This is a genomic window from Nostoc sp. DedSLP03 (assembly GCF_034530815.1).
Classification (GTDB): domain Bacteria; phylum Cyanobacteriota; class Cyanobacteriia; order Cyanobacteriales; family Nostocaceae; genus Nostoc.
Map to the genome: position 1 here is coordinate 1 of NZ_JAVRCK010000103.1, position 22,590 is coordinate 22,590.

Here is a 22,590-nt window from a genome sequence, read left to right on the forward strand (position 1 = left end):
TTCTAGTCTCAGCTTTTTTTTGGGCTTTTTTCAACCCGTCGAACTCACGTTAAAACTAACTTTTGAAGTCGCAAAAGCAACAAATGTGACTTCAAAACTAACTTTTGCGTAGACGTGGCCTACTACCTATTTTGTGGTTGAGTGGAAGATGATGGGGTTTGTTGTATCGGGGGTGCTGGTTTGCCTGGAAACCAATCTTTAAATAAGTCTGTGCCATCTTTGATTCCTGATATCAAGGCTGCAAATAATGCTAATACACCCATAATTTCTAATATCCGTGCCCACAAAGGTTGTGCCCAAAGAAGTTTGGGAAGAGAAAAACTTGCTGTGTTTGAACCCAATTCCTTTAACCAGTCTTCTACTGTTTCGGGACGGTTGTCGGGTTGTAGTTCCATTGCGTGGAGAATCGCTTGATTGACGCGATCGCTAATCTGATCGTTCAATTCGTTAGGTGGAATTAAACGCTTATTATTATCTTGGCGCTCAATAGCACTTTCTGGCTGTTTTCCTGTTAATAAAAAATATAAAGTTGCCGCCAGAGAATAAATATCAGTCCAAGGTTTACGCCGCGCCTGTTGTCTAGGAGAGTTGGAATACAATTCAATTGGTGTAAATTTGTCAACTAAGTTGCCGCGACTTGATACTGGGTTATCAACAAATCTTCGTGCTAAGTCGAAGTTTATCAAAACAACCAGATGCGTACCCGCCCGCAAAATGATATTTTCAGGTTTCACATCTCGATGCAAAAATCCTTGTTCATGCACTACTGTGAGTGCTTTTCCAATTTGTTGGATGTAATCTAAAGCCTCTTTTTCAGGGATAAATCCTCGCGGTTGGACAATCTTAGCTAAATTATCTCCTGGAATATACTCCATGACCATGCATTTTAAATCACCTGACTCGAAGGTATCAATGACTTGGACAATATTCGGATGTTTGCATATTGCTAGTTTACGGGATTCATCTGCAAAACCTGATTTTAAGCGATCGCGATCTTCGTTACTTAATTGATTGAGCAAATTGGAATCCAATGTTTTAATCACAACATTCTTGCCATCCCGATCCTCAGCAAGATAAGTAATAGCGAAGTTCCCCTGTCCTAACTGTTGCTTAATTTCATACCGATCGCGGTGTAACTTTTGTCCAGATACCCAAGTCATTCGTTGATTATCTCAGAAAGTTATATTAATTTTTGCATACAGCAATTCTCCTGTGGATGTAAAACAGGTTCTCTCAATAAATGTTCTGTAGCTTGTACAGCTGTTATGCTTGCTTCAAAAAATGTAATATGACGCGATCGCAGAAGTTGTGTTATAAACACGGGCAAAGTCTTACAAAATACGAAAATCTTTACTATAAAGCTTTTTCGTTAAATGCGTAATTTCTACATCAATGGCATCAAATGCTACTGTCAGCAATCAAGCTTTAGCGTTTAATCATCAGTAATCTTTAAAAAATAGAAAAACATTATGTTAAGTATTCCTATTAACTTAAATTTACCTCGTACACCCCGTTTAGTAACTTCTTTACCTGGGCCTCGCGCTCAAGCAATTGTACAACGCGATCGCGCCGTAACTTCTCCTTCTTACACCCGCGATTATCCGTTAGTTGTATCTCGCGGTCAGGGTTGTATGGTAGAAGATGTGGATGGCAATGTATTTCTGGATATGACCGCAGGTATTGCTGTCACCGCTACCGGACACGCTCACCCAGAAGTTGTCAAGGCAATTCAAGAACAGTCGGCGCGGCTGTTGCACATGTCAGGGACGGATTTTTATTATGAGCCGATGGTGGAACTAGCGGAACAATTAGCAATTCGCGCTCCCTTTCCCCACCCACAAGGTAATGCTGGGTTTCCTGCAAAGATATTTTTCACCAATTCCGGGGCAGAATCCAACGAAGGAGCAATCAAACTAGCTCGATATTACACCAAGCGATCGCTAATCGTAGCCTTCTTAGGCGCATTTCACGGACGCACTTATGGAGCGATGTCTCTGACTGGTTCCAAAGCAGTGCAGCGAGCTAACTTTGGGCCTTTAGTTCCTGGGGTAACTCATATCCCTTATGGCACTCACGCTAGCTTAGATTACTTGGAACAACAGCTATTTACGACGATTTTACCACCGCCAGAAGTAGCGGCGATCGTCGTCGAACCGATTCAAGGAGAAGGTGGATATATCGTACCCGAAGATGGTTTCTTGCAGCGAATTCGGGAGATATGCGATCGCCACGGTATTCTGATGGTAGTGGATGAAGTACAAGCAGGAATGGGGCGGACTGGTCGCTTATTTGCGATCGAGCATTGGAATGTGATGCCTGATATCATTACTACTGCCAAAGGTATCGCCAGTGGTATGCCATTAGGAGCAATACTTGCTAGACCAGAGTTAATGACTTGGCCTCCTGGTTCTCACGCTACTACATTTGGCGGTAATCCCGTAGCTTGTGCTGCTGGTATTGCCACACTGCGACTGCTAGAAAGTGGTTTGATGACCAACGCTACCCAGATGGGAGAATTCTTACAAGCTAGTCTTACCCAGTTACATCAAAGATTTCCAAGAGTATCGCCGCCACGAGGTAAAGGTTTGATGGTAGCGGTAGATTTATTAGATGAACAGCGTAATCTCGATTGTAAATTGCGCGATCGCATTATTCAAGAAGCTTTTTTACGCGGTTTATTATTGCTAGGTTGCGGTAAAGGAGCAATTCGTTTTTGTCCCCCTCTAGTTATCGACAGCAACCAAATTCAAACTGCCCTTCAAATTATCAGCGAGATTTTAAGTTCTTAAAATATTAGGGGGAACAAAAAAGAAATAACCAGTGCTTAATGTCCAATGACAAATGACAAATGACAAATGACAAATAAAATAGCCCTTAATTTATGGAAATTACTTTGGCAAGAATACAGCGCTAGGGTAAATCATGCCCGTACCTACCAGCAAATGATTACTACTGCGGGTGGGACTGTCGCCAACGACCACATTGCCTTTCGGTCTTTGCGTTTATTAGTAGATACTCCACAAGGTAAACTTAACTTAGGAATTGACTACCTCGCACAACTTGCAGAAGCTTTGGGTTATGTGGCGGCTGGAGAGTATATTTTTGCTCAAACTCATTTGTACGCCCGTCATTATCATCATCCGCAGCAAGAGGAATTTAATTTACCCAAGCTGTTTATCAGCGAGTTGATTGTCGAGGAATTGCCTAATAATATTGCCCAACTCATCTCTAAAACAGTATCTTCAATCCCAGACAAACTCATCTCCCCCCTTACTCTTCTGCAAAAAGACGCGGACTTGGAAATTATCGCCAAACAACTCCAGCAAGTCTTCACCCGTCCTTGGCTACCTCCCCAGCGTTCTGTTGTCGAAGAGGTGAATCAGGTTACTCAGTATGGGGCTTGGGTGTTGCTGCATGGATATGCCGTCAACCACTTTACAGGCTACGTCAACGGCCAAAATACTCCAGAGTATCCAGATATTGATACCACCGCCAGTGCTTTAGCTAACCTGGGTGTACCAATGAAAGCAGAGATAGAGGGAAATATTGCTTGTGGTTTGCGGCAAACTGCGACTCAAGCAGTCACCGAAATAGTGACAGTATTAGATGATAACAGTGGTGCAGAAATTCAGATTCCTTGGACTTACGCATATTATGAAATTGCCCAGCGCTATCTAGTAGAAATGGAATCTGGAAAGCAGGTACTTTTCGATGCTTTTCTAGGAAGTAATGCCCAACAATTGTTTGAAATGACTCGTCTATCTAAATAGTCGAGAGTTGTTATACCAATTGGAAAAAAGAATGCAACAAATAGACCATTTGTAGAGACGCGATTCATGAGCCAGCGCGTTGCGGGGGTTCCCACGCCACTTGCTTCAAGTCGGCAAAGCCGCCCAACACAGTGGCTCCCCGTTGTAGCGACTGGCGTCGCGTCTTTACCCAAAAATGTGTTGCAATCATTAATTGAATTGGTATTAGTAAAGGATTCAATTTCAAAATTCCGAGCTAGTAGTTTCGTCTTTTGGACAAACTACACTTGCAAGACAAAATCTGATGCAGTGAGAGTTGGCGCACCAGTTAGAGTTGCAAATAGACCACCACTGCCAAAACCAGCCGCACTGCCATTTTGGTTGTAAAACAACTGCCCACTCACAGCGTCATAGACAATTTTCGCCGTGCTAGTGCCTGCTAAATTAGTGACTTGAAAATCACTGGTATTACTAAAACCATTTCCCGCAACAGAGGTAATGGCATTAAAGAAAGTTATATCCAGTACAATCTTGTCACCTTCAGAACTATTAAAGTCACTAATGGTATTTACTACAAGAGTAGAAGGAGAAAGTTTGGAAAAATCCTTTTTGTACACAAATCTATCAGCACCTGCACCGCCAACGAGAGTATCATAGTCTTCACCACTAATGAGGGTATCATCATTACCAATGAGGGTATCATTACCAGCGCCGCCTCGTAGCAAATCGTTGCCACTCTTGCCGTTGATGATATCATCACCTCCCTGACCATTAATCACATCATTGGAATCGTAAAAACCTGTAATGTTATTGTTAAGGTCATTGAGGAATGTCACCGTGTTCTTATTAAACAAGTTAGTTTGAGTGGAGTTGGCATCGAAGACATCAAAACTGTCAGTGATGTTAGTCTGTCCATCAAACAGGATATTGCCGATCGCAGCTCTGCTACCTAATACTGGTAAATTATCCAAGTATTCTAGTTGAAAGTCTTGCAGGATGACTTTGGTGTTGGCGATATCTTCAAAAGTGACTTCTAGATTGTTACCATTTTGAGTTAATTGCAGATTTTTAGCAGTCAATCCCAATCCTGTAAAGTTCAGCGTGTCAACTTGATAAATCACCCCTGATGAAGGATTTGTGCCTTTGCCAACGCCGCCAAAGTCGGTGATGGTGTCGATACCATCGCTAGGGAGAAAGATAAATTTATCTTGACCACCGTTACCTGTGAGGATATCGTTACTAGCTTTTCCATCGATAATGTTATTGTTGAGTGTGCCGATAAGGATATCTGCACTCTTAGTTCCCGTGATGAATTTCTGGACAATACCCAAGGTGGTAGTTGCTACTGCACTGGTATTATTAAAACCTTGCCCGTCATTAACGACAAACTCAATTGTAGTGTTAGCAGTAGCGGCAGCAGTATTATTGTAGGTAAGGCTGTTAAGAACTTGTCGGTAATTGTCAATGGTATCTGTGCCGCTCAGGGTGAGAGTGCCCGTCGTGGGGTTGTAGGTAGAAGTGATGTTACCAATAGCAGTGGCATTAAGACTTTCGGCTGCGCCATTAAAAAGATTAGTAATGGTAATGGTGACACCAGCTAAGGTAGTATTATTGTCACTTAGGGTGAAATTGCGATCGAGGATGGAGACGGGAGTACCGCTAAAGGTAGTGCTAAAATCAATTTTCTCTGAATTGCCGTTGAGATCGAGTACGGGAGCGCGGTTGCCAAACGCCACGTAGGTGTTCTGCAATGAGTTATAAAAAGGTCCGCTGAAGTCGCCATATAGTGTGCTGACAATCAGGTCGTCGATGCCGTCACTGTTGATATCTCCCGCACTGCTGCTGACAGCGGAGCTAAATAAGCTACCTGTGGCGCTTTTGATGGTAAAGCCATTAGTGCCGTTGAGGGTGGAGAGGTCGAGTTGGGGACGAAAACCGTCCTTGCTACCAAACACTACGTAGCTCTCCCCTAAACCCAATCCTCCCCCGATAATCAGGTCGTCGATGCCGTCGCCGTTGATGTCTCCCGCGCTGCTGACAGACGAGCCTGAGTAGTAAATTATATTAGTGCCGTTGATAGTAAAGCCATTAATGCCGTTGAGGGTAGAGAGGTTGAATTGAGCATCAAAACCGCCCTTGCTACCAAACACCACGTAGCTCTGCCCTGAGGAATTGCCGTTGGGCCTGGCATCTGGTGCCCCGATAATCAAGTCGTCGATGCCGTCGCCGTTGATATCTCCGGCACTACTGACAGACGAGCCTAAACGGTCTTCTTGATTGATGCCGTTGATAATAAAGCCATTAGTGCCGTTGAGCGTGGAGAGGTTAAATTGGGCATCAAAACCGTTCTTGCTGCCAAACACCACGTAGCTCTGCCCTGAACCGAAGCCTGAACCGAAGCCGTTGGGGTCAGCAAGGAATGCCCCGATAATCAGGTCGTCGATGCCGTCACCGTTGATGTCTCCGGCACTGCTGACAGACCAGCCTGAGAAGTCACTTTCTTCGATGCCGTTGATGGCAAAGCCATTAGTGCCATTGAGGGTTGAGAGGTTGAATTGGGCATCAAAACCGTTCTTGCTGCCAAACACCACGTAGCTCTGCCCTGAATCAGAGCCGTTAGGGTCAGCAAAGCCTGCCCCGATAATTAGGTCGTCGATGCCGTCGCCGTTGATGTCTCCCGCACTGCTGACAGACCAGCCTGAGAAGTCACTTTCATTGATGCCGTTGATAGTAAAGCCATTAGTTCCGTTGAGGGTAGAGAGGTTAAATTGGGCATCAAAACCAGACTTGCTGCCAAACACCACGTAGCTCTGCCCTGAATTGGAGCCGTTCGGGTTAGCAGACCTTGCACCAATAATCACATCGTCGATGCCGTCGCCGTTTATATCTCCTGCATTGCTGACAGAGCCTAAGAAGTCACCTTCATTGATGCCGTTGATAGTAAAGCCATTGGTGCCGTTGAGGGAGGAAAGGCTGAATTCGTCATCAAAACCGCCTTTGCTGCCAAACACCACGTAGCTCTGCCCTGAACTGTATAAGCCGTTGGGGGAAGCAAGGAATACCCCGATAATCACATCGTCGATGCCGTCGCCATTTATGTCTCCCGCATTGCTGACAGAACTTCGTGCACTGTCACCTTTATTGATGTCGTTAATAGCAAAGCCCTGAGTGGCGTTGAGATTTAAAAGGTTAAAAGTTGAATTTGCCATCATGTCTCCAGTTTAGTTTTTATAAGTTATTTGTCCTTGGTCATTAGCAAAGATACTTGTACCGCTTCTCTACAAGACGCTGCATGAACGGGTAATTCGTAATTCCCATTGCATAAGAATTTTAGACATTTTATAAGGGTGGCTCATTTACACCAATCTGTACTATGAGGCTGAGTACCAAGCTGCTTGGTCAGAATTTTTTACGAAAATCCTAATCTAATTTGCTCTTCCAGCCTTTACCGCACTGCCATTAAATTGTCAATTTGTTACTGCGTTGTAGATTGGGCGATCGCACCTGCTCTCTTCTAAAATTGAGCTATCTATTAATATTTCCCCGCTTACTCTCTTTGATGCCTCTCTGCTGCCACATCTGACCGATCGCAGTAATTGAATAATTTGTAATTTGTAATTCTAATTCGTAATTATAAAATTTAATCACGAATTACAAGATTACAATTACGAATTGTATTGACAGTACTCTTTTGGTGTCAGCTAGTTAACCGATCTGACTTTGCAAGCAAAAATTACTTTGATAACCGTTAAATCACTTAAATACTCTTATAAATATCTAAGCATTGTCAAGAAGCTGGGTGTGATTTTGATAAAGTTATAGTGAATTTTAGGAAGTGCTATATAAAGTTTTTACGTCACCGATAGCGTATCTCTACGGGGAAACAAGCTACACGCAGCGTCTCCAAGAGTTGCGTTAGTGAGTCTGGTTTGCAACAGGCTCTTGCATTCGAGCGTCACAGTCCATCGTAGACATTGCACTCTTTTTATAGATTGTGTTGAGGAATGAAACCCAACATTTGCGCGTTTGTTGACTAAAGTTTGGGTTCAACACACCTTAAACCATAGTGTTAGTAACGAAAATAACGATTTGAGTAGCTAAAATGGTGCTTTTGTAACGAAAACTCTGATGTTTGTCACGAAAATAATGAATTTAGTAACCAAAATGGTTTTTTTATAACGAAAATTCTAATGTTTGTCACAAAAATAATGAATTTAGTAACCAAAATGGTTTTTTGTAACAAAAATTCTGATGTTTGTAACAAAAAAAATGGGTTTTTATAACGAAAATTGCGACTTGAGTTAGTTAAGTCGCAATTTTTATAACTAAAATTAGGGTTAATATTCAGAGAATATCGCGTTTTGCCAGATATTGGTACATCTGCCAACGGGCATCTACTTCAGCTTGAGCTTGTTCTAATAAGTATTTGGCAACGTCAGGTTTGCTCTTGGTGAGCATTTTGAAACGATTTTCTTGATACATCGAATGTTCTACAGATTGCGTAGGCGATCGCATATCCAATTGCAATGGATTTTTACCCTGGTTCAGCAACTCTGGATTATGCCGATACAGCAACCAACGACCTGATTCTACCAGAGTTTTCTGATGATTCATTCCTGTGGTCATATTAATGCCGTGGGCAATGCAATGGCTGTAAGCAATAATTATTGATGGGCCATTATAAGCTTCTGCTTCTAAAAATGCTTTCAGGGTATGTTCGTCTCTAGCACCAAGCGCTACACTCGCTACGTAGACATTTCCGTAAGTCATGGCAATCATCCCTAAGTCTTTCTTAGGTGCTGGCTTACCACTGGCGGCATATTTTGCAACTGCGGCTTTTGGCGTCGCTTTAGAAGATTGACCGCCTGTATTAGAATACACTTCTGTATCCATCACCAAGATATTGACATTTCGACCACTAGCAATTACATGATCGATACCGCCAAAATCGATATCATAAGCCCAACCATCCCCGCCAACAATCCAGACGCTTTTTCTCACCAAGTAATCTGCAAGGGATTTGAGATTTTCGATTTTAGATTTGAGATTAGGATCGAAAGTTACGATTTCATCTAACTTCTGCTGCAACAGTTCTATTCTTTCGCGCTGTTCCCAAATGTCAGCCTCAGATTTTTGTTCAGCTTTGAGAATAGATTGAACTAAATCCTCAGAAACTATTTCCCCACTTCCCAGTTGTTGCAATAATTGTGCCGCAAACTCAGCTTGTTTGTCGAGGGAAAGACGGAAGCCAAAACCGAATTCGGCGTTATCTTCAAATAAGTTATTAGACCACGCGGGGCCGCGTCCTTGGGCGTTAGTTGTCCAAGGAGTTGTAGGAAGATTCCCACCATATATTGAAGAACAACCTGTTGCATTGGCAATGACGGCGCGATCGCCAAACAATTGTGTTAATAATTTTAAGTAAGGTGTTTCACCACAACCTGCACAAGCACCAGAGAATTCAAATAAAGGTTCTTGCAATTGTTGTTGGCGAATCTGGTTTAATTTTAGCGATCGCCTGTCAGGATTAGGTAAACTCAAGAAGAAATCCCAGTTTTTTCGCTCTTGTTCTTGTAAAGGCAACTGCTTTGCCATGTTAATCGCTTTGAGCGATGGCTCAGATTTATCTTTAGCAGGGCAAATATGCACGCAAATCGTGCATCCCGTGCAGTCTTCTGGGGCCACTTGAATAGTAAATTTTTGATTGGCAAAGTCTTTATCTTTTGCACCGGTTGACTTAAAGGTTTCTGGTGCATTGACTAACTCATCCGCTTGATAAGCTTTTGCACGAATGGCACTGTGGGGACAAACCATGACGCACTTACCGCATTGTACGCAGACATCCGGTTCCCATACAGGTATCTCTTCGGCAACGTTACGTTTTTCCCACTTGGCAGTACCTACGGGAAATGTACCATCAACAGGTAGGGTGCTAACAGGTAAATCATCACCTTCCCACACCATGATTTTGCCTAGAACTTCTCGCACAAATTCGGGAGCAGAGTTAAGTGAGGAGTTAGGAGTTAGAAGTGAGGAGTTAGAAATGTGGATTGTTTGTGGGACATCTACTTTATGCAAGTTGTCTAAGGTATTATCTACAGCTTGCAAGTTCATGCGGACAACTTCTACACCTTTTTTCCCGTAAGTTTTCTCAATCGCTTGTTTGATTTTAGCGATCGCTTCTTCTTGCGGCAAGACACCCGCTAAGGCAAAGAAGCATACTTGCATAATGGTGTTAATTCTGCCACCCATGCCACTTTCACGGGCAACCTGGCTGGCATTTATCACATATAATTTCAAATGCTTATCGATAATTTGCTGCTGCACCTTTAGCGGCAGATATTCCCAAACGGTATCCGCATCATAAGGACTGTTAAGCAGCAAAGTTGCCCCAGGAATAGCAGCCTTCAAAATATCTATGCGTTCCAGAAATCCCCAGTGATGACAACCAATAAAGTTGGCTTGGTCAATTAAGTAGGTGGAACGAATTGGCTCTTTACCGAAGCGGAGGTGAGAGACGGTCATTGAGCCAGATTTCTTGGAGTCAAAGACAAAGTAGCCTTGGGCGTAATTATCGGTTTCTTCACCAATAATCTTAATAGAATTTTTATTAGCGCCAACAGTACCATCAGCACCTAGCCCATAGAACATTGCCCGAACAACATTATCCGATTCTGTAGAGAAATTAGGGTCAAAGCTCAAAGAAGTATGACTAACGTCGTCATTAATCCCAATCGTAAAGTGATTTTTCGGTTTAGCTTGAGCAAGATTGTCAAAAATGCCCTTCACCATTGCCGGAGTAAATTCCTTAGATGAAAGACCATAACGACCACCGATGATTTTAGGCAGAGGGAAATCTAATCTTAATTTCTCCTCTGCTCCTCTGCTCCCCTGCTCCCCTGCTCCCCACCCCTCATACAAAGCTGCAACTACATCAAGATAGAGAGGCTCACCGGCGCTACCTGCTTCTTTGGTGCGATCGAGAACTGCGATCGCTTGTACACTAGTTGGTAATACTGCAATAAACCTTTGGACATCAAAGGGGCGGTAAAGTCGCACTTTCACTACGCCAAGTTTTTCACCACGGGCGTTCAGGTAATTTACTGTTTCATGGACGGTTTCACAACCTGAACCCATCAGAACAATAACGCCATCGGCATCCTTAGCGCCGTAATATTCATAGATTTGATAATGCCTTCCCGTGCGTTCTCCAAATTCATCCATGATGCGCTGGACAATTTCTGGACAGGCGTTGTAATAAGGGTTAGCACCTTCACGTCCTTGGAAGTAGACATCGGAGTTTTGAGCAGTACCGCGCAATACGGGACGATCTGGGGTGAGGGCGCGGCTGCGGTGAGCGAGTATTAAGTTATCGTGGATGAGCGATCGCAAATCATCATCTGAAAGCAGTTTGACTTTCTGCACTTCATGTGATGTGCGGAAGCCATCAAAGAAATGCATAAAGGAGACTCGCGCCTCTAAAGTAGCAGCATGAGCAATAAGAGCAAAATCTTGACTTTCTTGCACCGAAGCGGAACACAGCAGAGCAAAGCCAGTCGCACGAGCTGCCATTACGTCGCTATGGTCGCCAAAAATTGATAAAGCATGAGTAGCCAAAGAGCGGGCAGCAACGTGAACCACGGCGCTAGTCAACTCACCAGCAATTTTGTAGAAGTTGGGTATCATCAACAATAATCCCTGAGATGCCGTGAAGGTAGTACTCAGAGAACCTGTTTGCAATGCTCCATGTACAGCACCAGCCGCTCCCCCTTCGCTTTGCATCTGCACGACGCTAGGAATAGTACCCCAGAGGTTGGGACGACCTTCTGCTGACCAAGCATCTGCCCATTCACCCATTGCTGAAGAGGGGGTGATGGGATAAATGGCAATTACTTCATTTAATTTGTAAGCAACACGGGCAACAGCCTCATTCCCGTCGATGGTTGCAAAGGTTTTGTTCATAATATGATTGTTGTCCCCGCCTCTAAGCTGTATTATCAGAACACGTGAATATAAGAATCAGAAATAGCCAGTACTAGAAAGTAAGTGTATTATCTGCATTAAAGATTTCACAGTAGGATTTACTCCGTGTTTCAAGGATAGTTTGTTGATACCTTTAGGCTCTTAAATTAACTTTCAATCAATACTGCATCTATTAATATCTCATCTGCAATACTGCATCTATTAATATGTATTAATAATGTACTCAATGACCAAAGTCTTTGTTTTAAAAGACTTTTAGATAATTTATTCTTTTTTGTGGGGTACAGGGACGGGAATATTACATTGCTAATCGCCGATTTCCATACCATTGACTCAAATCATCCTCAATCGCCTCAAGAATCGCGATCGCCTCAGTTATTGATTTTACATCGGCAGCTAAAAGTGCAAACGCTCGCTCAACCCGTTGTTGATAGTCCTGCGGGCAAATAGTAAACTTATTAGCAATTGCGATTGCTCCTTTTTCATTCAACAGGTAATCTTCATTGAGCGCGAATAAAACTTGATTCATACACGCCACACTGCGGAAACAACAACCTGCTGCGTAAACAACATCATCGCGTGCGATCGCCTTTTTTGCGACTAACAGCGAGAAACTTATTTCCCAGGCGAAAGTATCAATAGTTGCCTGTTTCAGGCCAACTGGATACGGTTTTGTTTTTACCTTCAAAGCTTCTAAAACACCATCGGGGTCGTAAAGTGCCTGACAAAAAGCAATTTCCCCCATATAAATAGAGGACACAAAGCCATGAGGGTGTCCTGGTTGATAATCAATAGTAATGCGCCCGTTATGGCAATCATCAATGACACGATTTACCTTCACCAAATCGCGATAGAGAAAATCCACACCTACACCTTGAACCTTTAGCCAACCACCACCGTTAATCCACTTTCCCCATCCTCCGATCGCAGTAATCAAATTTACGCGATGGTTATCATCAAGCTCACAAGCGAGGCGATTTAGAGCAATTAAATCAAGCGGGTTTTCTGGATTGTAATAAATTCCCAAATCCACATCTGACTTTAGGGTATGGTTGCCCCGTGCCCGCGAACCACCCAGTGCGATCGCTATAATTCCCTCAATCGATCGCAAACTTGAAACAATATGGTTAATAAATTGAGGCAATTCTTTATTCATAGATTTTTGCATTGCGATCGCCATCCAATGCCAAGGGCGCAAACAAACTAATTACCTCTGCTTCTTGGTTCTAGCCGTCCTAATGCAGCTACTTTTTGAATGTTGGGTGTGGTTTCAACTGGCTCAGATTTCTCAGCTTGACCAACTAACCCAAACTGAGAAATCCCATAAACAATAATTTCAGCCGTAATAGCACTAGCTGCAATTACTAATGTTACATTAGCATATTGACTGCTGGTATGTAAAAACACGGTTAATCGATCTAAATCGAACATGCGTTATAGTTTAATCTGTTTTGCCTTAGATGTAATATTTCTCAATTTTCATCTTTGGCACTTAAGTATGAAACTATGATTTGATTTGGAAATACTCCGTAAATTCTGGAGATAGAACAGTCAAATAAGAACCAGTATCTTTTTTATACGGTAAAATAATAATCAATGGATTTTTTATTAAGTGTAATTTATGACTTATCGGAGACATTTTTTAAGGAGAGCAGGATACACAACCCTTTCTGCCTTATTAACTATGGGGTTTTTACAAAAGGATAACCAAAAACAAGACCAAAATACGAATGCTATTGCAGCAGATTATACAAATAAAAATTTAAATTCTCCCCTTCGGCAATTAGCTGCCGCCAAAGGAAAACGTTATGGTGCAGCAATTTCTAATGAATTTTTGCTCAAAGATAAGGATTACGCGAGTCTCATGGCTCGTGAATGTTCGATTGTGACACCGAATGGTGAATTAAAATGGGACGCCACTGAACCACAGCCAGGACAATTTACCTTTGAATCAGCAGATGCGATCGCTGATTTCTGCCAAAAGCATAATATAGATATGCATGGGCATACTCTTTTCTGGCACATGGGAAGACCAGATTGGGCAACATACCCTCCTACACTTAGGATGATCGAACGCCATGTCAAAGGAGTCATGGGGCATTATCGCAATAGTCCGGTTTTAAAGTCTTGGGACATTGCCAATGAAATTATCGCTGATAGTGAAAATGAAACTGATAATGCAACAATCGGTTTGCGTAAAGGGGTAAAACCAGAATTAATTCGAGACTTATTTTTAATTGCTGCTTCAGTTGATAACAGCAAGAAATTTTACCTTAATGATTTCGGCATCGAAGGCGCTACATGGAAATCAGATCGTTTCTTAAAAATGGTCGAATATCTGAAAAATAGTGGCGTTAAAATTGACGGGGCAGGTCTCCAATCACATCTATGGTTTTCTACTGCATATCCTTTTGACGAGAAAGGACTTAATTCAGTCTTAAAACGGCTTAACGATCTTGAAGTGAAACCAATAATTACAGAATTAGATATTATCATTGATAACCCGCTACCCGATAGTATCAAAAGCCTAGACCAAATGGTAGCCGATAGTTACAAGCGATATCTTGACCTCTGCTTTGAGAATCAAGTCGATACTGTGATTACATGGGGACTTACCGACCGTCATACCTGGATACGTCACCCTAAGTGGATGCCAAAAAAAACCTTTAGAAACAATCCAAGTCTCTGGAAATTTCTGCGTCCGCTTCCCTTCGATGAGAACCTGCAATCTAAACCAGCTCGCAATGCTATAGCCCAGGCTTTTCAGGAATCAACTTAATACTCCACTTAGGCATAAACATAGTATTTCCTCAGCAACTGAGGTACATCCAAATCTTGTTTACCAAGCTTAGTAGCTTTGAAAATGTACCTCACTATGCCGGGAACTGCTATAGTATTTTTAAGTATTATTCTAAGCAAAATAAATGCAAATATTTTTAGTTTTTCACGATTATGAAAGTTGAATAAGACTTCCTGACTAATCAATCATGAAATCTTAGTACAAAATTTCATAAATTCGTGACAAATTGAGCGACCTACTGGTAAGAGTCTAAGAGACTCAATCAAGCTACGAACTTTTGAAATTTCGTACTTATAAATACCAGAAGGTTATTTTTTTTTCGTTCACTTGAGATACTCCAAATTTCTCGTAAAAATAATGTGCCAACAAACCAAGGCTCTAGTAAGTAACGTCTCCAAAGTCTTTTCGGTTCAGACAACAAGCGATACAACCATTCTAATCCCACCTTTCCCATCCAGCGAGGAGGAGTAGGTATTGCTCCTGCTATATAGTCCATACAGGCTCCACTAGTCAAAATAGTATTGGTATCAAGATGTTCAAGATTTTCGTAAATCCAATACTCTTGGCGTGGCATACCCATTCCCACCATTAATATATGAGGTTTGTAAGCATTAATTGCAGCTACAGTGGCGAGATTTTCTTGACTATCTTTATTTATATCAATATAGCCATGAGCGCAAGCAATCTGTAAACCAGGAAATTTCTGGCATAAAATATTTGCTGCTGTTTCAGCAACTCCTGGCTTTGAACCTAAATAGAATACACGCCAGCCTTTAGTAGCAGCTTCTGCCATCAGAGGACATACCCAGTCAGCATAGGTTACTCTTTGTTCGCGTTTAATTGGAAAACCCAACAGCTTTCCAATAAACACCAAAGGCATACTATCAATATGGGTGTATTCTGCTTTGGAATAAAAAGCTTGCATTTTTAGATCGTTATGGAAAAGATAAAGACTATGTAAGTTGTGATTAGCAATAATCCATTTTTCATCCCGGTCAACAGATTCTTCAATCAATGAATTTAAGTCAAGAATAGACAGTGCATCTACTTGAGCACCAACAATTTTATAAGAAAATCGCTTTTTCATATCTTATTTTTCTTTTGATAAATATGAGATGTTATCTCAAAGTCAAGGTGAGTTTTGTAAAATCAATCAACAATATTTCAATACAATAGTACTTAAATATTGAAATATCTAAGTTTTTAGTTAAAAATTATTATCTAAATATAACTAAAAAGCACTTATTCTTATGAGAATGTCTGCAATATTTTGTGCTTTTGCATTCCACGAATACTTTTCGGTAATTAAACTATATGCTGTATCTACAAGTGATTGATATTTATCAATATTTGAAACAGCATCCAGTATTGTGTTAGCGACTTCTCTGCTAGAGTATCCTGTTACTAACAGATGTTCTAAGTGGCGAAATTCTTCTAAACCTCGCAAACCTTCTGGCGTTGATACAACTAATTTTCTACTAGCGAAATAATCTAGTGCTTTATTGCGAGCACCACCTGCTACTGCTTGTTTTGAAAATGGCAATAAAGCAATATCTGCATATTTCAGATGGGCGATAAAATCTTCCCTTTTAGGTAAAAAGCCTAAAAAAGAAATGTTAGAGGGTATTGGTTCTGAAATATCACTATTATCCCTACCAATGACAACAAAATGTACTTTTTCTTGAGAATTTTCAAGGGATTTAGCAACCTCAATAGCCATTGATACAGACATATCATTAGTTGGAAATTGAAATGTCTTGGGAGCAATGATAACGACTATTTTAGCTGGTCTGAATGCCTGATAGGGGTCTTTATCTGGAAAAACTTCAGTATTAAGTAAGTCTTCAGTAACTCCGTTCCCGATAGAATAAATTTGTTGTGGAGTTTTTCCATACCATTGGGAAATTAGTTTAGGAATTGATTCACCTGCTGCAATAATTGGACTACCAGAAAATATTAAAATTCCCTGAGCAATATATGTCTTAATACATTGTGCAAACTCTTTGAAAGGATTGGCAACTGAAAACAAGCGCATCCAGTATTCATAAGGCGAAAATGTATGAAAATCTAAGACAAGAGAGGAGCTACTGTGCTTTCTTAGCTTTAGTGAAATTAAAGCAGCCAATCCAGGTAGTGTTTCTTGAGCATACACAATATCTGGACAAAACTCGTCGATGCACTTTTCTATAGATTGAATATATGACTTCAAGCTTCTTGATCCAGTAGAAAAAGAAGGTGCATAATTAACAGATGAACAATCTAAACCTAGCTGAAAAACATCAAAATGTTTAGTAAGATATTGTCCTAAATAAAAAGGTCTAGTAAATGCACCAAATGGCTGACTAGAATCGAGGGTTGAAACAATTAGTAAGCGTTTACCCATAAAATAATTGTTGATTATTTTATAATTTTAAATTACATTTGTCAAACGATTAAGATAGTTATAATTTCCCTAAGTACCATCCATCAATAACTATCGTGCAATGATTAAACTTCTGAGTTACTTTGATTAATGTCCTCAGAAAATGTCGGAGAAGTTGATAAATCTTTGTAACCAATAATTGCTCTAATATAGGGTAAGAACCAGTACAATATCCAGAATGGCCCAGAGTGTCTGCTACAAAATATAGTCCATGATTTCAATGGAAAAGCTTTGATTTGTAGTATTTTTTTCAAGCGTTCTAAGAGGTTTAAATTGGTATCTGCCCAACTATTGCGGATAGAGTTTTTAGTGCAAGTACCAATATACCCAGGAGCTACCCATATTTTACAACCCAATTTACGCGCTCTCAGAGCATAATCTAAATCTCCTAAACTATGAACAAAAGCTGTATCAATATTACCAACTTTGGCAGCAACACTTTTAGGAATTAGCACGCAGTTACCATACATAGCATCGCATTGTTGGATAACGGAGCTTGATTCTAAAAATTCAAATTTATTAGAATACCACTTTTTAGATTTTACCGCTCCTCCATAGGTTGCTTTTCCTGTAATTGAGTCTTTAGTTGAACCAACTACAATTGAGTCTCGATAACCAAGTTCTGTCAAATTTTGATGAACCTGTAATAGTTTACTCACAGCATTGGCTTCCAAAAATGTGTCATCATTCAACCACAGATAATAATCATATTGATATTTGATTGCCTCACTAAAAGCTAGATGCATTCCTCCCACCCAAAATAAATTGCCATTACCTTGAAGAATTTGTACTTCTGGATATTCTGCTTTAACAGCCTCTGTAGTCCCATCAGAACTCCCATCATCGGTTAAATAAACATCACAACAATTTTTTTGCTGATATAAAGCATTTAGACAAGCAAGAGTTGTATTCCGTCTGTTATAACATGTCATAATTACAGCTATATTCGCTTTCTTCATCTCATTTTCCTCATAATAATATGTACAGAAAGAGTTAATCTAAATAATAAATTTAGATACGTTTTGGATGGATTTTATTCATAATCTCAATTATCAAAATTTTAATTTTCATATATCGTGATGTCAGTTTAAAATTTAACCCTGTTTTCTATCCATCCACTGAAATTAATATCTAAGTTAAAACTTTTTAGTTTTTGTTCCATTCTTCTGACTCCCAACAAATATCTATGCCAAACTGATACACGAGGCATATTAAGTCTAACAACCTCTTCAGATAACCATTGATATTTCTTTGAATTAACATTAAACTTTTTCATTTTTTTTATTTGTCCATGCCAATCGTTATAAAAAAATAAGTTGAAATAATGAATGGATACAATATCATCCCAATGTTTAATTTGTAATTCTTTTGATAAACGGTTATGCAAAGGTAATGGATAACTATAATTAGGGGGAAGATGTTCAACGTTTTCTTCTAAGGCACATAAAGTTACAGACAAAACAGATTGCTCAACAAAATAAATACCCTGGGGAGGAGTAATATCCAAGCGCATTACTTTTTCAAAGTTCTCTTTCCAAGTTCTAAATATACCCGCACTTTTTCTTACAGCAATCAAACCAGAATTCCAGTAGGCTCTGATTCTCTTATTACCAATGGGTGTGTCAACAAACACCTCACGCTTTACTCCTAATACTTCATATAGTTTTTGCCAATACCATTCTTGAGGATCTTGCAAACCTGTAGAACCAATTCCTTGACCATACTCAGGACGCATCCGCACATTACAATCTACAGACAATAAAAATTCTTTTGGTTCAGAAAAAAAGCATTTATCACTATCTAAAAAAACCAATATTTCTGCATCGATATTTTCTTCTGCATAGGCACAAACTAGGGGCTTATTAGCTAAATAATATTCATGGAATTCTCGATTTATAGGGATTTGTTGATGAGTTACCTGTAATGCTTCAAAGGCTTGTTGAGTTTGCTTTAAAATCGGTTCACCTACTCTAGGATGAAAACTATATATAGGTGTATTTTTCAATTCGCCGCAGAACTTACGAATACTTTCTGCAAGCATTAAAGATTGACTTTCTAAACGACCAGGTTCTGTACAAATTATAAAAGCTATAGGTATTGACATAGTATGAAGTATTGATTTAATAAGTTAATTACTCAATGAAGATTTCTTTGCTATCATCAATATTTCCTGAAACAAGGCTGAATAACGACGTGCTTGAAGTTCCAGAGTAAATTCTTGCTCGGCTTTCTCACGCGCATAAAATGACAGTTTTTGCAATCTCTGTTCATTTTCAAGAACCCAGGTAATTCCTTTGGCAAAATCCTCAACTTCATAAGGTTTAGCCAAATAGCCGTTCTGCTGATGATCGACAATATCTTTCAAGCCAGTAGAATTAAACGCCACAACTGGAGTACCACAAGCGAATGATTCCGAAGCTGTCTGTCCAAAAGATTCTTGAAGAGATGGTACAAGCATTACATCAGCAGCTGAGTAAACAGTTGCTAAAGATATAGCATCATGTAAGTGTCCCAAATAGTGAGTTTTGAAGCCTAAATCAGGTGGATTTTCGGGTTGAGATGCTCCAAAAATCACAACTTCCAAGTCATCTTTCCAGGTAAATTTACTCAATTCTTGTAAAGCTGGTTGCAATAAATGAAATCCTTTATTTCTATCGCTTGTTGCTTCTATCGCTCCAAATAGTATCAGCTTCTTATTTAGGGGAAGATTGAGTGTTTCGCGGGCAAAATGTTGATTAATCGGTCGATATTTTTGAGTATCTAATCCGTGGGGAATTACCTCAATTCGCAAATTTTGGAATAAAGAGCTAGAACGAGCGCACTCTGCTAGCCAAGAACTTGGTGAAACTAGAGTTAAATTCAAATTTTTCCAAGCTTTTACTTTGCGCTGCCATACCCAACGGGATAAATCCCATTCATTACCACTATTAAGCTGAGGACAAGCCCCGCAGGATACTTTGTAGCGATCGCATTCTCCAGTAACGTGACATCCTCCAGTAAATCCCCACATATCATGGAGAGTCCAAACTAAAGGCCGCTTCAGTTTAGCAAAGGTTTCTATTTGCATAAAACCTCCGCTAATCCAATGCAGATTGATTATATCTGGATTAATTTGAGCGACTTTAGGAATAACTCTATCTGGCAACCATTGAGTAAAAAATGGGGTATTTTTCTTTTGATGATAAAGCTTTAATGGCAAACTTTCAACTGTCAGCTTTGCTTTAGCGATGCCTTGAAACAGTCTAATTTTAGGTGCAATTATTGTTTTATCATTACTAGATTTTTCCTGTACTAACATTTGTGACTGTAGTCCTATATTCTGTAAACCTGTGTGTAAACGATATGCAGCCCTAGCTGCACCGCCACTAATATCATGGGTACTAATATGTAAAATTTTCATTGTTATTAACTTAATATTCATTAAAATCATTTATAACTGTCATAAAAACTAATTGAATAAAATCTTTTTATAATTTCGTTGAGATTCAACAGTTAAAGATAATGACGTGGTGATATACATTAACCAATTCCAGCTAGGAGTTAATAATCTGGCTTCTGAAAAATTCACTATGACAATGATAATTAGCATCTGCATTGGCCAATAATCTTCTGGCTTTTTAGCGACAGAAATAATTCGAGTCAATGCCATTACGAAAAACCGGACAAACCCTGCTGCAAAAGTCAAAAACCCTAATAATCCCAATTCTAACAATAATTCTAAAAAACCATTATGGGCGTTACTTGCCCAATCGTAAGTAGCTCTTAATTTGGATGCAGCATTACTAGTCCAAAATCCCGAAAATCCATAACCTAGCCAAGGTCTTTCTAAAATCTTAGAAATTACTAGCTCCCAGAGATCAGAGCGTCCATTGAAGGTAAGGTCTTTACCAGAAGTACCAACTACAGTTTCGGCATTATTGAGAAGTAATATTGAAGAAATCATCAGTAACATCAAAGTTGAAGTTATCGTAATAACTTGTAATTTATAATTAGTTTTCTTCAGGGATCTATAAACGGGTAAAAGTAATATCATTGTCAATAAAATCGTTAAAGATGTTGTTGAACGTGAAAGGATAATTAGACATATAGATATCCCACATAGTGCCCACATCAACCAACGATATCGATGGCCACTAAGAGCCAGGTGCAAAAAAACTCCTGCACTCCAAGCCATCATGTAACCTAATTCATTTTTATGACCATAAATTCCACTCCACATACCTAGTAACTCAGGTGATTCATGAATATAACCTGGTACGAATGCAGAAAATAGCATAGATAATGATGCAGCTACCCCAAGTGCCCAAGCTATCAGCTTAATTTGTTCCTTAAGGGGATAACGCATAGCTAAATAGATAGCAAGAAAATATATTCGGATTAGACCTCTTAAATAAGTAAGACTAGAACTTAGGTCTTCTGACCATAAAAGAGAAAATATAACTATTGCTAATAACAAAAACTGTAGTGGACTTCTAATAATTACATAAATAAAACCTTTCCAGTATAAAATTAGGAAATAAAATAGGATTAAATATGAAATTATATTAAACAAAGTATCTAGCTTATCACCTCCAAGTGTAGACATTGAAACTTCTTGTGCAGGGTGTATTGTTAATGCCCCTACAGAAATTAGTAGTAGTAAAATAGTTAATATTTTTTCTGTTAGTTTTATTTTCATTTTTGAGATTTAATTAACCTATTTTTTATCGTTGAATAATTCAATTTTTTCTTCACTTCTTCTTTAAGAATATCTAATGCAGTTGCTTTATAAACTGTTTTTTGTATAAAATTATCTGCTTCTACATTCCTGACAATAAATGGTGGATGCTTTAAGGGAAATTCCATCGCCTGCATGGGCGTATTGATAAAGGAAAATTCTTGATTTGAAGTGAAATGAGTTGCGTCTGCACCAATACCAACGTTAGAGATTAAATTGACATTGGGAATAATACTTAAGCTTCCCTGCATCCAACAAGCAAACGTCCATTGATAATCCCAGGTTATACCTGTAGGATTGTCATAAACAGATTGAAATATTCGTTGCCAAGAATTTACTGCTTTTTGATCTATAAGAATGTCATGTAAAAGGTTTTCTGCTTGCACCTCTTTCCAGAGTTTGATAGTCAAATCATAATGTTGCCAAGCACGTCTCCAACTTGCCCAACCCCAGCAGTGGTTGTAGCGAGAAAAATAGTAACTGTAATTTGTACATTTTTTTCCTAGTTGAAGATTTTGAGCAGAGATTGTGGCGATTCTGGTATCATTTCTATATTTTTCCAGGAGTTCTTGACTAAACCTGAAAAAAGTTGAATGAGGAATACAATCATCTTCTAAAATAATTGTATCTTCAACATTATTAAATACCCAATTTAAGCCGCTTGATACCCGTTTTGCGCAACCTAAGTTGATATCAGAATAATTTTTAATTACTTCACAATTCCAATCAACTCTCTCAATAATTGCCCTAGTTGCTTCGCATTTTTCTGCCTCATCTTCGCGGTCAGCGCGAGGTCCATCTGCAATGACAAAAAGTTTTGTTGGCTTGGCTTGGCGAATAGCTTCAAAAACTTTCTCTGTTGTTTGGGGACGTTTAAAAATAATAAAAGTTACGGGTGTTTGCATAATAATAAAATTTA

16 protein-coding genes are annotated in these 22,590 nt (G+C 39.7%); 3 read left to right on the forward strand and 13 right to left on the reverse strand.

Going from position 1 to position 22,590, the window contains the following annotated elements:
- Positions 1–122: 122 nt before the first annotated feature.
- On the reverse strand, positions 123–1,160 hold the full coding sequence (locus RM368_RS32390; protein ID WP_322697851.1) for a serine/threonine-protein kinase: 1,038 nt from the start codon (positions 1,158–1,160) through the stop codon (positions 123–125).
- Positions 1,161–1,469: 309 nt separating this feature from the next.
- Between RM368_RS32390 and RM368_RS32395 the strand changes: the two genes are divergently transcribed.
- Both RM368_RS32395 and RM368_RS32400 read left to right on the forward strand, forming a co-directional pair.
- Entirely contained in the window at positions 1,470–2,789 is a 1,320-nt protein-coding gene (locus RM368_RS32395) for an acetyl ornithine aminotransferase family protein (protein ID WP_322697852.1), read from the forward strand.
- Between the two features lie 66 nt (positions 2,790–2,855).
- Positions 2,856–3,770, forward strand: coding sequence for a DUF1338 domain-containing protein (locus RM368_RS32400; protein ID WP_322697853.1), 915 nt, complete (start codon positions 2,856–2,858; stop codon positions 3,768–3,770).
- Between the two features lie 64 nt (positions 3,771–3,834).
- On the opposite strand, the gene RM368_RS32405 is transcribed toward RM368_RS32400, so the two are convergent.
- From RM368_RS32405 to RM368_RS32425, 5 genes are all read right to left on the reverse strand, one after another.
- Positions 3,835–3,960, reverse strand: coding sequence for a hypothetical protein (locus tag RM368_RS32405; RefSeq protein WP_322697854.1), 126 nt, complete (start codon positions 3,958–3,960; stop codon positions 3,835–3,837).
- A 70-nt stretch (positions 3,961–4,030) separates the two neighbouring features.
- Entirely contained in the window at positions 4,031–6,961 is a 2,931-nt protein-coding gene (locus tag RM368_RS32410) for a hypothetical protein (protein ID WP_322697855.1), read from the reverse strand.
- Positions 6,962–8,093: 1,132 nt separating this feature from the next.
- Complete coding sequence (gene nifJ / locus RM368_RS32415; RefSeq protein WP_322697856.1) at positions 8,094–11,711, reverse strand: pyruvate:ferredoxin (flavodoxin) oxidoreductase; 3,618 nt, start codon at positions 11,709–11,711, stop codon at positions 8,094–8,096.
- 319 nt (positions 11,712–12,030) lie between these two features.
- Positions 12,031–12,888, reverse strand: coding sequence for a nucleotidyltransferase domain-containing protein (locus RM368_RS32420; protein ID WP_322697857.1), 858 nt, complete (start codon positions 12,886–12,888; stop codon positions 12,031–12,033).
- A 47-nt stretch (positions 12,889–12,935) separates the two neighbouring features.
- Complete coding sequence (locus tag RM368_RS32425) at positions 12,936–13,163, reverse strand: hypothetical protein (protein ID WP_322697858.1); 228 nt, start codon at positions 13,161–13,163, stop codon at positions 12,936–12,938.
- Positions 13,164–13,353: 190 nt separating this feature from the next.
- Between RM368_RS32425 and RM368_RS32430 the strand changes: the two genes are divergently transcribed.
- Positions 13,354–14,511, forward strand: a complete 1,158-nt coding sequence (locus RM368_RS32430) for an endo-1,4-beta-xylanase (protein WP_322697859.1) — start codon at positions 13,354–13,356, stop codon at positions 14,509–14,511.
- 283 nt (positions 14,512–14,794) lie between these two features.
- Here RM368_RS32430 and RM368_RS32435 read toward each other — a convergent pair whose 3' ends face one another.
- The 7 genes from RM368_RS32435 to RM368_RS32465 all read right to left on the reverse strand — a co-directional run bounded on the left by RM368_RS32435 (position 14,795) and on the right by RM368_RS32465 (position 22,576).
- Positions 14,795–15,619 (reverse strand): WecB/TagA/CpsF family glycosyltransferase, encoded by an 825-nt coding sequence (locus RM368_RS32435; RefSeq protein ID WP_322697860.1) that lies wholly within the window; start codon positions 15,617–15,619, stop codon positions 14,795–14,797.
- Positions 15,620–15,763: 144 nt separating this feature from the next.
- Positions 15,764–16,915: a glycosyltransferase family 4 protein gene (locus tag RM368_RS32440; RefSeq protein WP_322697861.1), complete on the reverse strand. Its 1,152-nt coding sequence runs from the start codon at positions 16,913–16,915 to the stop codon at positions 15,764–15,766.
- Positions 16,916–17,019: 104 nt separating this feature from the next.
- Positions 17,020–17,913: a glycosyltransferase family 2 protein gene (locus RM368_RS32445; RefSeq protein ID WP_322697862.1), complete on the reverse strand. Its 894-nt coding sequence runs from the start codon at positions 17,911–17,913 to the stop codon at positions 17,020–17,022.
- 128 nt (positions 17,914–18,041) lie between these two features.
- Positions 18,042–19,058, reverse strand: coding sequence for a hypothetical protein (locus tag RM368_RS32450; protein WP_322697863.1), 1,017 nt, complete (start codon positions 19,056–19,058; stop codon positions 18,042–18,044).
- A 24-nt stretch (positions 19,059–19,082) separates the two neighbouring features.
- Positions 19,083–20,354, reverse strand: coding sequence for a glycosyltransferase family 4 protein (locus tag RM368_RS32455; protein ID WP_322697864.1), 1,272 nt, complete (start codon positions 20,352–20,354; stop codon positions 19,083–19,085).
- Between the two features lie 48 nt (positions 20,355–20,402).
- Complete coding sequence (locus RM368_RS32460) at positions 20,403–21,632, reverse strand: O-antigen ligase family protein (RefSeq protein ID WP_322697865.1); 1,230 nt, start codon at positions 21,630–21,632, stop codon at positions 20,403–20,405.
- Positions 21,629–22,576, reverse strand: a complete 948-nt coding sequence (locus tag RM368_RS32465) for a glycosyltransferase family 2 protein (RefSeq protein WP_322697871.1) — start codon at positions 22,574–22,576, stop codon at positions 21,629–21,631. The genes RM368_RS32460 and RM368_RS32465 overlap by 4 nt, the downstream gene beginning before the upstream one ends.
- Between the last annotated feature and the right edge of the window lie 14 nt (positions 22,577–22,590).